Source organism: Mucilaginibacter sp. 22184, from assembly GCF_052045695.1.
Lineage (GTDB): Bacteria > Bacteroidota > Bacteroidia > Sphingobacteriales > Sphingobacteriaceae > Mucilaginibacter.
In genome coordinates this window covers 78,753-94,726 of record NZ_JBQEPI010000006.1, presented here as the reverse complement: position 1 = coordinate 94,726, position 15,974 = coordinate 78,753, and the positions used below count along the sequence as shown (strand labels likewise).

General features: G+C 44.0%; 10 protein-coding genes. 2 read left to right on the top strand and 8 right to left on the bottom strand.

Features of this window, described 5'->3' with window-relative positions; translation table 11 throughout:
- Positions 1-7 precede the first annotated feature (7 nt).
- Positions 8-2,674: a glycosyl hydrolase 2 galactose-binding domain-containing protein gene (locus ACTJKG_RS14440; protein WP_440739626.1), complete on the top strand. Its 2,667-nt coding sequence runs from the start codon at positions 8-10 to the stop codon at positions 2,672-2,674.
- A gap of 460 nt (positions 2,675-3,134) precedes the next feature.
- Here ACTJKG_RS14440 and ACTJKG_RS14435 read toward each other — a convergent pair whose 3' ends face one another.
- The 4 genes from ACTJKG_RS14435 to ACTJKG_RS14420 form a co-directional block, all read right to left on the bottom strand.
- On the bottom strand, positions 3,135-4,094 hold the full coding sequence (locus tag ACTJKG_RS14435; RefSeq protein ID WP_440739625.1) for a quinone oxidoreductase family protein: 960 nt from the start codon (positions 4,092-4,094) through the stop codon (positions 3,135-3,137).
- A 110-nt stretch (positions 4,095-4,204) separates the two neighbouring features.
- Positions 4,205-4,774, bottom strand: a complete 570-nt coding sequence (locus tag ACTJKG_RS14430) for a Crp/Fnr family transcriptional regulator (RefSeq protein ID WP_172333744.1) — start codon at positions 4,772-4,774, stop codon at positions 4,205-4,207.
- Between the two features lie 34 nt (positions 4,775-4,808).
- Entirely contained in the window at positions 4,809-6,158 is a 1,350-nt protein-coding gene (locus tag ACTJKG_RS14425; protein ID WP_440739624.1) for a Gfo/Idh/MocA family protein, read from the bottom strand.
- Between the two features lie 139 nt (positions 6,159-6,297).
- A complete protein-coding gene (locus tag ACTJKG_RS14420; protein WP_440739623.1) occupies positions 6,298-7,365 on the bottom strand; it encodes an aldose epimerase family protein in 1,068 nt (355 codons plus the stop codon).
- A gap of 352 nt (positions 7,366-7,717) precedes the next feature.
- Between ACTJKG_RS14420 and ACTJKG_RS14415 the strand changes: the two genes are divergently transcribed.
- Positions 7,718-8,800 carry a phosphotransferase enzyme family protein gene (locus tag ACTJKG_RS14415; protein ID WP_440739622.1) on the top strand — a complete coding sequence of 361 codons (1,083 nt, stop codon included), beginning with the start codon at positions 7,718-7,720 and terminating at the stop codon, positions 8,798-8,800.
- Positions 8,801-8,883: 83 nt separating this feature from the next.
- Here the strand turns inward: ACTJKG_RS14415 and ACTJKG_RS14410 are convergent, their stop codons facing one another.
- The 4 genes from ACTJKG_RS14410 to ACTJKG_RS14395 form a co-directional block, all read right to left on the bottom strand.
- Positions 8,884-10,446, bottom strand: coding sequence for a RagB/SusD family nutrient uptake outer membrane protein (locus tag ACTJKG_RS14410; protein WP_172333741.1), 1,563 nt, complete (start codon positions 10,444-10,446; stop codon positions 8,884-8,886).
- An 18-nt stretch (positions 10,447-10,464) separates the two neighbouring features.
- Positions 10,465-13,857: a TonB-dependent receptor gene (locus ACTJKG_RS14405; protein WP_440739621.1), complete on the bottom strand. Its 3,393-nt coding sequence runs from the start codon at positions 13,855-13,857 to the stop codon at positions 10,465-10,467.
- 232 nt (positions 13,858-14,089) lie between these two features.
- Entirely contained in the window at positions 14,090-15,187 is a 1,098-nt protein-coding gene (locus ACTJKG_RS14400; protein ID WP_440739620.1) for a FecR family protein, read from the bottom strand.
- Between the two features lie 113 nt (positions 15,188-15,300).
- Entirely contained in the window at positions 15,301-15,894 is a 594-nt protein-coding gene (locus tag ACTJKG_RS14395) for an RNA polymerase sigma factor (protein ID WP_172333739.1), read from the bottom strand.
- Between the last annotated feature and the right edge of the window lie 80 nt (positions 15,895-15,974).

Here is a 15,974-nt window from a genome sequence, read left to right as displayed (position 1 = left end):
TCTTATCATGAAAAAATTCATACTTACGCTCATTTTACCCTTGTGCTTTCAACAGGCATTCAGTCAGGCCAGACAGGAAAGTTTTCAGCTTATACTGAAGGACGACTGGAAAATGCAATCAGCAGTGACCAATGTGGCACCGGCCGACAAAATCTCCAAAGAAAATTACGATACCCAAAACTGGTATAAAGTAAGCGTGCCTACTACCATCATAGCCGGCTTACTGGCCAATAAAGTTTATGATTTTGACCCATTTATGGGACGCAACTTAAAAAAGCTCAATGATCCTAAACTGGATAAACCCTGGTGGTTTCGCCGGGAGTTTACCTTGCCTGCTGCCGAAAACGGTAAAAATGTAATCCTGCGATTGCATGGCATCAATTACAAGGCAAACGTATGGCTAAATGGTGTAAAAATTGCCGATTCGACCCAAACCAAAGGGCCTTTCCGCATCATTCAGCTGGATGTAACCAAACACATCAATTATACCGGCAACAATGTGCTGGCCCTGCAAATAACGCGACCATTTACACCCAACAAAGCCAAAGGTGACCTGGCCATTGATTATGCCGACTGGATCCCTTATCCACCCGATTATAACGGTGGTATTGTGAACAATGTGGAGATCAAAACCTATGATAAAGTAGGGGTGCAGTACCCACTGGTAACCACTCGTTTTGATTTGCCGTCATTGGCCGTAGCGCATTTATATGTGGATGCTCAGGTAACCAATTATACCAATACCGCGCAGGATGCCGTGATTAAAGGGCAGATCAACAGTGACGTAAGCTTTGAACAAAAAGTGCATCTGTTGCCTCATGAATCCAAAAATGTAGACTTTAGTCCGGAGGTGTATAAACAGCTCAATATCAAAAATCCGCGTATCTGGTGGCCCTGGCAATATGGTAAGGCCGAACTGAATAGAGTTGAATTATCCGCAGAGGTAGGAGGTAAGGTAAGTAACAGCCTTTGGGAGAAATTCGGCATCCGCCAGATGGATTCTAAACTGATCGACAATGAATCGCGTGAGTTTATTGTGAACGGTAAACCTATTCTGATCCGCGGTGCGGCATGGTCGCCGGATATTTTTCAGCGCCGTTCGCCTGAAAGGCAAGAGCAGGAAGTGAGGCTTGTGCGGGATATGAATATGAATATCATCCGCTCCGAAGGTAAAATGGAAGATGATAATTTTTATGATCTGTGCGATCAGTACGGTATGCTGGTGATGACCGGCTGGATGTGCTGTGGCGTATGGCAACACCCCGAGCACTGGGACACAGCCGAACGCAAGGTAGCCATGGCATCTGACAGCAGCGTAATGTACTGGCTGCGCAACAAAGCCAGCCTCATGGTGTGGCTCAATGGCAGCGATATGCCGCCAACCGATACCTCTGTAGAGCGTGATTACCTGAAGATTGAGAAAACGTTGAAGTGGCCAAATCCGACATTATCTACGGCTAATGAAACCAAATCGAAAGTATCCGGCTATAGTGGTGTAAAAATGGCTGGCCCTTATGAATGGGTGCCGCCTATTTACTGGGAAACTGATGCTACGCATAAATTTGGCGGCACCTGGAGTTTTGCTACAGAAATTTCTCCGGGCCCGTCTATCCCTCCATATGAAAGTTTGATCAAGTTTATCCCCAAAGATTCCCTGTCGACCAGTTCGCCGGCATGGTTATACCATTGTGGTACAGGGTCATTTGGCACTACGAAAGTGTTTGATAAGGCGCTTTCAAACCGTTATGGAGAATCTACATCAATCAAAAACTACATAGCCAAGGCACAAGCGCAAAACTATGAGGCACACCGCGCCATGATGGAGGCCTATGGTTTTAAAAAATACAATACAGCTACTGGGGTAGTGCAATGGATGCTGGCCAACCCATGGCCCGGGTTGATTTGGCATACTTATGATTATTACCTGTACCCGGCAGGCACCTACTTCGGCATGAAAAAATCCATGGAGCCGTTGCATGTGATGTATTCCTACAAATCAAATGAGGTAGGTGTTATCAACTCTTACCTGAAAAAAATCACAGGTTTACAAGTAAAAGCTACGATTTACAATATTGATGGTACGGTAAAGTTTACCAAAACCGCCCTGGTAAGTATTGAAGCTGATGCCTCGAAAGTGGTATTTGCCCTGCCCGCTATTACCGGATTGTCACCTGCTTATTTTGTACGTTTGCAGTTAAGTGATAGTCAGGGTAAGGTAGAAAGTATTAACTGGTACTGGCTATCGCAAAAACAGGAAGTACTAAACTGGAAAAAATCAAACTGGTACACCACGCCGGAATCTGCCTTTGCCGATTATACTGCTTTACAACAGATTCCGAAAACGGCGCTTAAACTGGGCCATGTTCAGGAAGCTGCTCAAAGTGATAGCACCACGCATTCGGTTACCATAACCAATAACGGCAAAGCAGTGGCCTTTTTTGTGCATCTGCGCGCTTTGAAAGGTAAGGATGGTGATGATATACTGCCGGTGATATTCAGTGATAACTATATTTCGCTGGCGCCGGGCGAAACAAGGGTGATCAAATGCACTTACAGCAATAAAGATGCGGCGGGTAAAGCGCCCCACTTCCTGACCTCCGCCTGGAATATCGATACCGGTAGGAGTAAGAGTGATGAACAGGCTGGTTTTGAGGAAGGCTTGCCGGTAAATTAGTTTTAACAACATAGTTTGTCATTCTGAGCGTAGCGAAGAATAATCTATCGGCCAGCGGTTAGGTCGTAGGATAGGTCTTCGTTCCTCAGGATGACAAGTTAATGAATATCCCACCTTGCGCTCGTTTGTAACAACAAGTGTTGGGAAGACATAAATTTATACCGAACGTTGTCATTTCGATGAGCAGAAGCTGAGGCCTGGGCGGGAGGGCGAAGAGAAATCTTGTACGATTTGCTTATCTCAGCATATAAGATTTCTCCTCGTACCTCGTCGAAATGACAACTTTTTCTTCTTCCCAACACCTGTGGTTACAAACGAGTGCAAGTAGATAAAAAGAGTGTAAGTAGAAAATATAAAATTTGTCATTCTGAACGGAGTGAAGAATCTATTGACCAGCGGTAAGGTCGTAGAACAGATCCTTCGTTCCTCAGGATGACAAATTGAATGGACTGGACAAAAATCACATCGTAATCACTACCCGTTTACCCTGCGCATCCTGCTGCCAGGCTTCGGCTACATCTTTTAAAGGTATGGCCAGCGTATCGATAGATAGTTTTCCTTCCGCGGCCAGCTTGAATACTTCGGGTAGTATCTCGGTTTGGATCTTGACGATGATCTCTTGTGAAACGCTTCCACCACCAGCACCGGTAAGCTCAATAGCGGTGCTACGCAGGATAGAGGCAGGAAGATTAATAGCAGGGCCGGCCATTTCGCCAACCTGCACATAACGGGTGATATGATCAACCGTGGCATTCAAATCGTGCCCAGCCAAAGTGCCTAACAGCAGCTCGGCGGGTTTACCCCATAGGTAGTCGATAACTACATCAAACGGACTTTTAGCTGCTTCTGCTTTAATAGCTTGTTTAACGTCGTCGTCAGGTTGGTTGAGGGAGATGGTTGCATCAGCACTTAGATCATCTAAAGCCCGTTGATTACGACCAATGGCGATAATCCTGCCCGCACCTAAATGGCGGGCTATCTGCACGGCCAGTTTTCCGGTAATGCCGGTGGCGCCTAATATCAATACAGTATCTCCTGCCTTTAATTTGCCTTTATATGCTAATGATAACCACGCTGATATGGCCGGGTTGGGTAGCGCGGCTGCGGTAACGTCATCCAGTTCATTAGGTATTGGAACGTACCAATGTTTATTGATGAGGGCTTTTTCGCTCATCATACCTGTGGCCGATCCAGCGTATACGCGAGTGCCGTCTGCTAACACACCTACACCGTCAACCCCAACTATTACCGGGTAGTTCTCGTGCTTATCATAATGCGTGCCCTTGGCTCGTGCTTTATCCAGATTTTTGATACTGGCGGCTTTAATTTCAATAATTTGTTCGTGTTCGGAGGGGATGGGCTCTGCAAAATTTGCATATTGAGGAGTTTCTCCTGCCCGATATAATACTGCTGCTTTCATTTCATTTGTTATTTGTTCAACAAATTTCGGCAGCCAGCTATTGGCCTGCGATAACATTTGTTAATAAATGAAAAGGTGCTTTTTGATTCAGTAATTCACTAATTCAATAATTACCTAATGACTGCGTTACGGATGCGGCTTAGCGAAACCGAGGTAATACCCAGGTAGGAGGCGATATAATGTTGTGGTATGCGCTTAATGATATGTGGTTTTTCTTTGAGCAGGGTGAGGTAGCGTTCCTTGGGCGTGTATTTGATGAACGACATGAAATGGGTCATGTAATTGATTTGCCTGTCCAGCATCACATCGGCCAATCGTTCCCGCACCTCCGGAATGGCATTGAGCTCGCTCATCATCTCGTTATAATCCTTTTTGTGGATCCAGTGAAGTATGCAGGGCTCTATAGTTTCCAGCGTGACCAGGCTTGGCGTGCCTTTCCGGAAACTTTCAATAGATGATACCGCTTCCTGTTCAAAAAAGAACTGGAATGTTACATCCTTACCTTTATTGTTGAACCATACCCGCAAGCAGCCCTTTTCAATATAATAGGCTTTTTTGGATACATCCCCCTCGTGCAAAAGGATAGTTTTTGCAGGAACTTCAAGGCGATGGTAAAGCTTCTCATACTTTTCCCATGAGCCTTGAAGTTGTGGTAATAATTTTTTAAGCTGATCAAACACAGCTCAAATTACTGAATTTTTTATGAAAACAAGCTTAAAAGCCGCTATCGTCTAAAGCGAATGTGTTTTTACGGTCTTTCCATTTACCTTTTGTAAAATCGGGGAACTCCAAAGTCTTGCCCTCTTTTACCGATTGGGTTGACAGAGGAGCTATCACACTCATAGTTACGGAATCATACACATCAATAGGCGTTTGGCGTTTGTGTTTTACCGATTCGATAAAGGCGTTAAATACAAACCAGTCCATACCGCCATGCCCGGCGCCTGCGGCTTCGGCATCGTGTTTTTTCCATAACGGGTGATCATATTTTTCAAACCACTCTTTCGCCGGATCCCAGCTATCATCCTCTTTTGATTTATGATCGATATAGATGGATCTGTTTACATCCATCCAGATACCTTTAGTACCCTGAACCCGGAAACCCAAAGAATAAGGGCGAGGTAAATGTGTATCATGTGATAACAGAACGGTTTCGCCATTGGCACAGTTGATCATGGTGGTGGTTACGTCGCCATTTTTGTAGTTGATCTTGGCATTTGGATGGCCCGGCGAAAGCTCCTCTACATAAGCCGCCAAACCACGCGCTTTTGAACTGAACGAAACCAGGCTTGTAAAACGGTTACCACTGTTAATATCAATATAATGCATTACCGGTCCGGCACCATGAGTAGGGTACAGGTCGCCGTCACGGTCGATGTTAAACTGGGTACGCCATTGGGCTTCGCTTAACGCTTTTGCGCCGTATTCCACACCTTTGCCGCCATAGCGGCCTTTACCATCATTAAATAACACATCGCGCAGGTTGTGCTGATAACCGCCTTCAAGGTGTACTAACTCGCCAAACAGACCCTGTCTAACCATATTTAGGGCCGCCATTACATCACGACGATAGCATACGTTTTCGAGCGTCATGTAAGGGATACCTGTTTTTTCGGATGTTTTAACAATATCCCAGTGCTCGTCAACAGTTAAGCCGGCAATTACTTCGCAGCCTACATATTTACCAGCTTTCATGGCATCAATGGATTGCTGATAGTGGAACTGCCATGGCGTAGCGATGATTACCGCGTCAATATCCTTCCTTTCCAGTAGTTTTTTGTAAGCATCAAGACCGCCGGTGTATTCCTTAGCTGCGGGCCGGCCTTTTTTGGCCAAAAAATCCCGGCAGATACTTAATGAATGTTCCTGGATATCGCATATAGCAACAATCTCTACATCGTCGCGCAGGGCGCCTTCAGAAATATGGCTCATGCCGCGGGCACCTACACCAATATAACCAAGCCGTACTTTGCCGTTATCTTTGGCAAATAAACTACCTGCTGGCAGTATGGTAAACCCGGCGGCAGCTATCGCGCTGCTTTTTACAAATGTTCTTCTGTCCATTTATGTTATTGTTTGATAATGATTTATTAATGTGAACTAATGGTTTGGTTACCACCATCTATCGGGATTGAAGTTATAGATCATATTTCTAAAATCAACAGATCACCGGCCTCAAATACGCCGCAAACGTTTGATAAGCTTAGCTATTTATCCCAAATTCAAAAATAGTACGACTCTTAAACTCTTCGCCCGGATTTAACTGCGTACTGGGGAAATGGTGTTTGTTTGGTGCATCCGGATAATGCTGGGTTTCCAGGCATAATCCGCTTCTGAACGGATAGCTGCTATTTTGTTTACCGATAATGGTTTCGTCTAAAAAATTACCTGTATAAATGTGTATGGCAGGTTCGGTAGTAAAAACGTTTAATGTTCTTTTGCTGCCAGATTCAAAAACGGTTGCCGCTAATTTTAACTCATCGGAGTCCTGCTTTTTTACCACCCAGGAATGATCATATCCACGGCTTAATACCAGCTGGGCGTTATCCTCATTAATGCGCTTGCCAATAGCAGTTGGTTCTGTAAAATCAAAGGGTGTGCCGCTTACCGGGGTAAGTGTGCCCTCGGGTACCTGCATGGCATTTACGGGCAGGTAATCTGTTAAAGGCAACATGAGTTGATGATCCAGGATAGACCCGGCATCGTGTCCGGCTAAATTAAAATAAGCGTGTTGTGTTAAATTGATCAGGGTTGATTGATCGGTTTTGGCTGCAAAATCAACTATAAGCTGGTTTTGGTTATTAAGCGTATAAGTAACTATAGTAGTGAGGTTGCCCGGGAAACCTTCCTCGCCATCTTCACTCAGATATTCCAATATAACACCAACGCCATCTTCATTATTAAATGATTTTGATTGCCATACCTTTTTATTAAAGCCAACCTTGCCACCATGGTGATGGAAGCCGCCGTCTTTAACCGTAAGTTGATGCGTCGTACCATTTATATCTACCTTACCACCGGCTATCCGGTTGGCAAAGCGGCCAACTACGGTGCCAATATAAAACTGATCGTCGATATAGCCCTGCAGATCATCATATCCCAGTACAACATCGGCCATATTGCCCTGATTATCCGGAACGGATAAAGACTGTATAGCAGCACCAAAATTGGTTATGGATGCTTTTATGCCGTTATCATTGCTTAGTTCGTAAAGGAATATCTGGTGACCGTTATACTCGCCCCAATTTTTTTGGCTGATGGTGTATTTCATGTGATAATATGTTTAAATAGAATAATGGAAATTAGTGTTTTCATAGGTAGGGCAGCACAGAAAATTGCACAAAATACCACGCAAACGTTTGCAATAGGCACATCATACCAAATGTTCGCATCGGTTCTGTCTTTTTTGATGTGAGCGATGAAAATAATACTTCATCCTGTACTGTTAATTCTTCTGAATAACGTTAACCGGTAATATTTTATCATATTGTCGTTATGAATATTGTTGCTTTTTGTAATGACCTTTTGTTAAGGTGATTAGCTTGTGTAAAATAAAGAAGCACAAACGTTTGCGCATGTTTTTTCATCAGTAATTAATTACGTTTGACTAAAATTTGCCTTAAATGATGCTTGACCAGATCCTGGAACTATACGGACTCGATGCCAATAACTATATTATAAAAAGCTTTGGTGCGGGGTTGATTAACCATACCTGGAAGGTTAGCGGGCCAAAAAATTATATCCTTCAGCGTATTAATCCGTACGTTTTTAAAAATCCGGAAGCCATTGCAGAAAATATGGCTCTGTTGGCAGATCATCTTAAACAAACCGCACCCGATTACCTTTTTGTGGCGCCAATACCCACCCTGACAGGCGATCGTTTGGTTGAAATAAATAACAAAAAGGAGTATTACCGGCTTTTTCCTTTTATTGATAACTCGGTAACCATAACCGAAATTAAAAATCAGCAGGAAGCCTTTGAGGCCGCCCACCAGTTTGGGAAATTTACCTATTTGCTGCGTGGTTTTGACTTGGATAAACTGCATTATACTTTGCCCCGGTTTCATGATCTTAAATTACGGTTCGACCAATTTAAAGAGGCTTGCTCCACTGCAGGGGCCGATAAATTGGCTGTAGCCGCTGCTGCTATTAATGATATTTATAAGTACCAAGGTATATTATTTACCTATATGCAACTGATCGACCGCCAGTTGCTGCCCTTGCGGGTGATACATCATGATACCAAGATCAGTAATGTGTTGTTTGATCAGGATCATAACGGTTTGTGTGTGATCGACCTGGATACGGTGATGCCGGGGTACTTTTTGAGCGATGTTGGTGATATGCTGCGTACCTACCTTTCGCCAGCCAACGAAGAGGAACGTGATTTTTCAAAGATCCAGATCAACGAAGAATGTTTTTATGCTATTTATAAAGGATATATTTCGGCTATGGGTTCAGCCCTGACTCCTGTGGAGAAGGAATATTTTACTTACTCGGGCAAATACATGATCTATATGCAGGTGCTCCGGTTCCTGACCGATTTTTTAAATGACGATATCTATTATCACACCACCTATCCATTGCAAAACCTGGTAAGGGCGCAAAATCAGTTGGCCCTGTTAGAGCAATTCATCAAATCGGAAAAACGGTTCAAGAAATTTATTGAGTACTTTAGCTTTAAGCACAATAATATCGTGAACTGATGCCGCGACTAATTATCGCATAGCAAAAGAGGCTGTTCCCAAAAATGGAAACAGCCTCTTTTATTTTGATCTGTGATCCCGGATTAATGATAACCCGGATTTTGATCTTGTGGTGTTATTTCGGTATTCAGCTTTAACTCAGTGTCTGGTATTGGATAAAGCGCGTTAAATGCCTGGATGGTTCCGGATTGCGCCGTCCATTTATTATACTTTTTAACACGATCAACAAATGTTCCGGTACGGAGTAAATCAATACGACGCCAGCATTCCGCGAAAAGTTCACGGGTACGTTCGTCCATGATATTGGTACGGAAATCGGCCTGCGACATCGCGCCCCATGCTTTATCGCCCGGCAGTGTACCGCCCCAGGCGCGTGCCCGTACCTGGTTAACCACGGTAACAGCTTCGCCTGTTCTGTTCAGCTCATTTAAACATTCGGCATAGCATAATTTAATATCGGCTAAACGCAGTATGGGCATATCTTTACCTGAGTTGTACATGTTGTTGTACCCCAGACCGCTATGGGTATCGGTACGGAAATCCTCATATTTTTTTATGTGCGGTTTTAGCTCATCAAAATCATTGCCCAAACCTTCCCATGAAATAATGTCGAGCGTTGGCGTAACGCCATAATAGGTAAAATCATAACGGATGCTTTCGTTACGGCGCACATCACCATCTTCCCATATACCACCATTGGCAACGGTTTCATAGGCATGTATTGTAGGAACTATCTTGTCGTAGCCCGAGTAATAACAGCCATCGCCAAAGGTGTTCTGTACCGCGCGCGAGCCTATCTGGAATTGTACTTTATTATTGTTGGGAGATACCGGGCTATATTGAAATTCGAATATCGATTCGGCCGTGTTGGGTTTGTTATAGTCCCACAGATCGGCATAAGGTACCAGGCTGTATCTGCCCATCATTTTTTCAAAGCAGTCACGGGCTTTGTCAAAATCGCGCAAGCCGGTTGACACGGGGGCCGACATATAAGCTTTACCCAGCATAGCCAGGGCTGCGCCGCTTGTTGCCCTGCCTGCGGCATTTTTGTCCGGACAAAAAGCCGCGGCCTTAGTTAAATCGGCGATAATAAATGTCCATACATCTTTAAGCGGCTGGCGTTTAAAACCCAGTTGCGATTCGCGGCTCAGGTCCCTGATGGGTATTTCGCCCCAGTACATGGCCAGCTCATAGTCAATAAAGCCACGGATGAAACTGGCTTCACCTACAATGCCTGCTTCTACAGAGCCTGCCTGCAGTGTAGGTTTATCAACCCCGTTAATGATTTTGGCTGCCTCATTCACCAGGGGCCAGCGGAGGTTCCACTGAGTTGTTACCTGGCCTTGCAGCGAGTTCAGGTTGCCGTCGTACCTGTCCAATCCACCTTTGGAGGCATCGCTTTTCATTTGATAGGCACCTTGTTGGGTTTCGTCGGTACCCATCATCAAAACGGTTCCCTGCTCATCTACACGGTTATTTAACCAGCTGGCATATACGCCTTTCAAGCTGGTTTGTACCAGGCCTATATCTGAGTATACCTTACTTTCGTCCAGTTTGGTTAAACTATCCTCTTTCAGGAATTTTTTGCAGGAAGCCGAACATATTACTGTTCCTGCAATGCATATATTTATAATGGTTTTTTTCATGATCTTTTGCATTGAAGTTTAAAATCCAAAATTTACCCCAAGAACAAATGTCCGTACCGGTGGATAACCGTAATCGCCGGTTTCCGGATCAAGGCCTTTGTATTTTGTAATACAGAACAGGTTTGAACCTGTAGCATAAATCCGTACGCGGTTGGCATGCCAGCTGTTTAGTAGTTTTTGAGGCAGGTTATAGCCTAAAGTCAATGCCGATAAACGCAGATACGAGGCATCCTGAATGGCATAGTCCAGATCGGACGGGTTGTACCGGTTGTAACTGGTATTGTCAATTACGCGGGGAATATTGGTATTGGTGTTGGTTGGTGTCCAGCGGTTTAACAGATCGGTTGAAGCCATGCTTGAACCCACGCTGTTGATCAGACCTTCATAATAACCGCTGATCTTTTTGGCGCCATGCGAGTAAACAAACACCGCGTTTAAAGTTATCCCCTTGTAAGAAACATCGGTTGCAAAGCCACCGTAGTATTTCGGATCTTCGTTACCAACAATCTGCAGGTCATACTGGTTAACAATACCATCTTTAACGCCGTTAGGGCCCGAAACATCAAGCGCAAACAGATCGCCCAGACCTACTGTTTTACCATTGTAGTTAAGGCCCTGCCACTCAGCGCGGTTTGATTCCTGCGCTATACCGCCCGAACGAAGGGTATAGATACCGTGCAGCGGCTGGTCAACAAATAAATTGCCTTCACGCTGTATGGTGCTGCCAGATATGTTATAGATCTGCTGGGCATTGCCATATAATTGTTTTACCGTGTTTTTGGCAAAAGATATATTGCCGGATAATGACCAGTTCCAATCTTTGCTTTTAACTACCTGGCCGCTTAATGAAAGATCGACGCCTTTGTTATTTACACGACCCACGTTTTGCAACTGATGCGTATAACCGGTAGTGGTAGCCAGTTGACGATCAAGCAGCAAGTTATCATTATTGATGTAAAACGCGTCGGCAGTAACAGACAGGCGCGAGTTCAGGAAAGCCATATCTAAACCAAGATTGGCTTGTTTTTGCCTTTCCCAGGTGAGATCCGGGTTGCCCTTCAGGCCATCATTTGCCAATAATGCGTTGTTGTTGTTAACTTTTGAACCATACAACGTCTGGAAAGCATAATTGGTGATATCCTGGTTACCTACAACGCCATAACCCACACGCAGAGCCAATTGGTTAAATATTTTCTGCTGTTTCATGAAATCTTCTTTAACAACATCCCATTTTACCGAAGCTGATGGGAAAATACCATACTGATGTCCCGGCGCAAACCTGGATGAACCGTCATCACGTGCGGTAGCAGTCACGAAATACTTATCATCAAAGCTGTAGGTAAAACGAGCGATCACCGAAAAGATGGAGTAAGCGTAAAAGGTTGATCCTATGGTTGTTTTGTCCTGGGCGGCCGCACCATTCAGGTCATAGTATAACAGGTCGTTGCTGGCGAAACGGTCGCCTTGCGCCAAAGTATAATCGGAGGTGCGTTTGCTGGCACTGGTACCCAACAACGCAGTAATGCGGTGTCTGGAATTAAAGGTTTTACTATAGGTAGCGGTATTATCCCATTGCCAGTACAGGTCATTCCAGCGTTCGGCTTTGGCCCGTGCATCGCCATTGTAATTCCGGATAGCTTCCTGGATGTTGTTTGGTGTAAACGTAGAGTAGCTTTGCTGCCCGTAATCAACAGAAAAGGTTGAACGTATATCCAAACCCGTTATCGGGTTTACATTGATAAAGTTTGATATTGACAGGCGGTTGCGGTTTTGCCTGCGGGTAATATCAAGCGCGTTGAACGGGTTAAAACTATTGTTGCTGTTTTGACCAAGCGCACGGTAATACACGGTTAAGTAATTAGGCGTATACCTGGTAGCTGCAGCACGGTACGGATCATAATTTAAAAGTGGGTTGGCATTAATGGCCTGGTTGTACGCATCGTCATCGGGCAGATGATCGTCAGTACGGGTAAAGCCGGTATTGGTGCCAATTTTTAACCATTTTTTAACCAGGTAATCCGCATTAAAACGACCACTATATTTGTTTTGAGTTAAGGTTTGTATAATCCCTTTTGTACCGGCATAGCCCAAACTCAGGTAAAATGAGCCTCTTTCGGTACCACCTGCAAAGCTTAAAGCATGGTTTTGCTGATAGCCGGTCTGCGAAATAGCTTTAAGCCAGTCGTAGGTTTTACCGCTGTTATAAGTGTCAAATTCTTGTTGTGAGAAAGCTAAGTTGGTTTTAAGCAAGGTATTGTTAATGTAATCCTGTCTGTTGGCGTTAGGATTATCTTTGATGTAACCGTTAGCATAGGCATCCACGCGTAAATCAAATAACTGTTGGGCACTCATGGTTTCGGGCCTGTTGGCATAGTTAGAGAAGCCGGCCCAGGCATCATAGCTAATGGTACCATCGCCAGGTGATTTTTTGCCTTTTTTGGTGGTGATAACCACAACACCATTGGCACCACGCGAACCGTAAAGGGCAGTAGCCGAAGCGTCTTTCAATATGGATACCGTTTCCACATCGTTCATGTTGATGGAATTAAAGCCACCAAGGTTGTTTTCCATGATCAAACCGTCTACTACATAAATAGGGGTTGAGCCGGAGTTGATGGTGTTGGTACCACGGATCTTGATCACGGGGTCGTCGCTTGGTTTGGAGCCGCCACCTATAAATACGCCAGCCACACGACCCTGCAAGGCGCTGCTAACATTGGTAACTGTGCGTTCCTGTAACGTTTTGGAATCTACGTTACTTACAGAGCCGGTAAGGTCGCCTTTTTTGAAGGTTGTACCTACCACTACGATTTCGGCAAGGCTGTTATTCGATGTTACCAGGGTAATTTTCAGAGGCTCGGTTGTGGCAAGTACTTCTTTGGTTTCAAAACCTATAGCGGTGAAAACCAATGCTGTGCCCGGGCTTACATTTAGTGAAAAGTTACCATTAATATCTGTAACGGTTCCGGTTCTGGTACCCTTAATGGTTACCGTAACACCAGGAACTGCCAAACCTTTATCATCCTTAACATTACCCGTAACAGGAGCCTGGTTCATATCCAGGTCGGCTCGTTTGTTAACCACTGTGGGAGGGTTGTTTTTGATGATGATCACGTCGCCCGAAACTTCATAAGCCAGGTTAAGCGGCGTAAACAGATCGGTTAACACGTTGCCTAAGGTTTTTTCTGTAAACGAGGCGTTAACCTTTTGATTATCATTGATCAGTGCCGGGCTAAACACAAAGTTAATATGGTATTTTTCTTCCAGCCTTTTAATTACTGTTTTTAACGCGGTGTTATTTTCGCTTACCGTGATCTTTGTATTTAAAATAGCCTGTGCCTTACTATCTTTTGCAATTGCGCTTCCTAATAATGAGAGACTTAATGTTAACTGTAAAAATGTGATCTTCATTATTTTTACGAGTATAGGTTTATATTTCATAAATTTGGTTAGAGTTAATGATTCGTTAATAACTTGACAAAAAAGCCCCGCTCAACCTTTGCAAGAGGTTACAGTAAATGAGTATCCATCATTTGTGGGGCTAAACATTTGGACCGGCAGTACCGCAAATATTGCCGGTTTGTTTTTTAGGTGGGTTTAAGTATTTCTTTCTCTCATCATATTCAATAGGTTTAATAATAGGTTAATTGGTTGGTATAGGGTTTGGGTTTTGACCGTTGATAATAATGCGGCCATCAATAAATTGGCAGGTGGCATTAATAGCCTTGCATATCAGCTTAACTTTTTCGTCAAGCGGCCTGTCAGAAATAGATATGGTGAGGCTGATGCCGCCCAGTTTGGCTTTGTCGTACTCAATATTTACATCGTAGTCCTTATTTATCCGGTCGATAACTGCTGATAAGGGAGCGTTATCGAATGTAAATTCTTTTTGCGCCATTTCTTTTGACAGGGTCAATGGAATAGCGAGTGTTTCTTTTTTAAAGCTTAACTGTTTATCAGCAACGGTTACCTGTTGGTTTGGCGTAAGAATAACCTCATGTTGGCGTTTACCCTCTTTGGTTACTTCCTTTTGATTGTAAACCAATACTTTGCCGGTATTTACCACCACTTTAAAATTTTGGTTGTTGCGCCTGCTTGTTACGGTAAAGCTGGTACCCAATACCTGCACTACCATATCGTGGCTATGCACCCGGAAAGGCATCTGTGGATTTTTGTGTATCTCAAAAAAGGCTTCTCCATCTAAAAAAACCTCTCTTTTATCATGAAATGAGCGCAGGTATTTTAATCCGGAGCCTGGTTTTAAAACGGCAAGACTGCCATCACTCATGCGCACCAGTTTTGATTTTGGGGTATGATTGATCACCTGTAAAAACGGATCGGCTTGAGAGGAAACAGGTTGACGATACTTCTTAAAAAACAAAAAGCCTGCACCGGCAACCAATATCACCGTAGCTGCAACACGAAACCAACCGGTTTGGTAAAACCGTTGTTTGATCACAGCGGGCTCATATTGTTCAATAGCTTGCTGGTAAATGTTTGTTGCCATAGCGTTTACCTCGGCATTAGTCAGCTCTTCCGTTAAAGGGTTAACCCTTATAGCCAGGATAATGGCGCGTGCCTGATCGACGGTCTTCTTTCTGCCGGGGTTTTCAGCAAGCCATTGCTCCCAGAAAGCCTGGTGGTGTGGCTGGTTTTTTAAAACCCAGTCAATAAAAAAATCGTCATGCAAAAAGTCTTCGACTTCGTAATTCGTATAGTTGGTCACCTGGAACAGATTCAATTGGTTATTACCCTATATATTCCGAAAAGGCTGAATATTACCCTCCTAAGGGATAAAAAAATGGAAGTTTTTTGTGAATTTGTTATAACTGTCTGATAAACAATTGTATAATTTTACAAATTCAGGTTCGAAAAGGCGATGATCAGCACAACCCATTCGGCCCTGAAGTTTTTATAGGCCTTTTGCAACAGGTTATGAACCGATTGTTTGCTGATTTCCATGATCTGCGCGATGTTATCAAAGTCAAGGTTCTCATAAAAACGTAAGTACATGATCTCGCGCTGGCGCGGGGGCAGGGCGTTTAGTACCTGTTGAATCCTGGAGCTTAAGGTTATGGTTTCCAGGTCGATTATCATTTTTGATTCGATATTGAATTCAACCAGGAACTCATAGCTTTCGTCGAGTGCCTCGCTCCGGTTCCATTTAGATTGTTCGCGGAATATCCTGAGGCGGATGGCTTTAAATAAATACCATTTTACAGCAGGCGTGGGGCTGATGCGCAGCCTTCGGTTCCATAACTCCAGGAACACATCCTGGATACAATCTTTTAGAAAATCTTTGTCCTGATAAATGCGGTAGCCGTAGTTAAAAAGAGGCTTGGAATATTTTTGTATAAGCTGGGTATAGGCCACTTCATCGCCATCCCTAAACAGATCCCAAAGCTCGGAATCATCAGCAGTAAATAGCTTATCGTTATTGGGGGCCATTTTGGTTATACACTTATAAAAGCATCTTCAATTTACACAATTCAGTTTAAACCGAAGATGAAAATAAAGGCAAAGTTATT

Coding starts and splice junctions, on each gene's coding strand:
- ACTJKG_RS14440 (WP_440739626.1), top strand. CDS start 8: ATGAAAAAATTCATACTTACGCTCATTTTACCCTTGTGCTTTCAACAG.
- ACTJKG_RS14435 (WP_440739625.1), bottom strand. CDS start 4,094: ATGAAAGCAGCAGTATTATATCGGGCAGGAGAAACTCCTCAATATGCA.
- ACTJKG_RS14425 (WP_440739624.1), bottom strand. CDS start 6,158: ATGGACAGAAGAACATTTGTAAAAAGCAGCGCGATAGCTGCCGCCGGG.
- ACTJKG_RS14420 (WP_440739623.1), bottom strand. CDS start 7,365: ATGAAATACACCATCAGCCAAAAAAATTGGGGCGAGTATAACGGTCAC.
- ACTJKG_RS14415 (WP_440739622.1), top strand. CDS start 7,718: ATGATGCTTGACCAGATCCTGGAACTATACGGACTCGATGCCAATAAC.
- ACTJKG_RS14410 (WP_172333741.1), bottom strand. CDS start 10,446: ATGAAAAAAACCATTATAAATATATGCATTGCAGGAACAGTAATATGT.
- ACTJKG_RS14405 (WP_440739621.1), bottom strand. CDS start 13,857: ATGAAGATCACATTTTTACAGTTAACATTAAGTCTCTCATTATTAGGA.
- ACTJKG_RS14395 (WP_172333739.1), bottom strand. CDS start 15,894: ATGGCCCCCAATAACGATAAGCTATTTACTGCTGATGATTCCGAGCTT.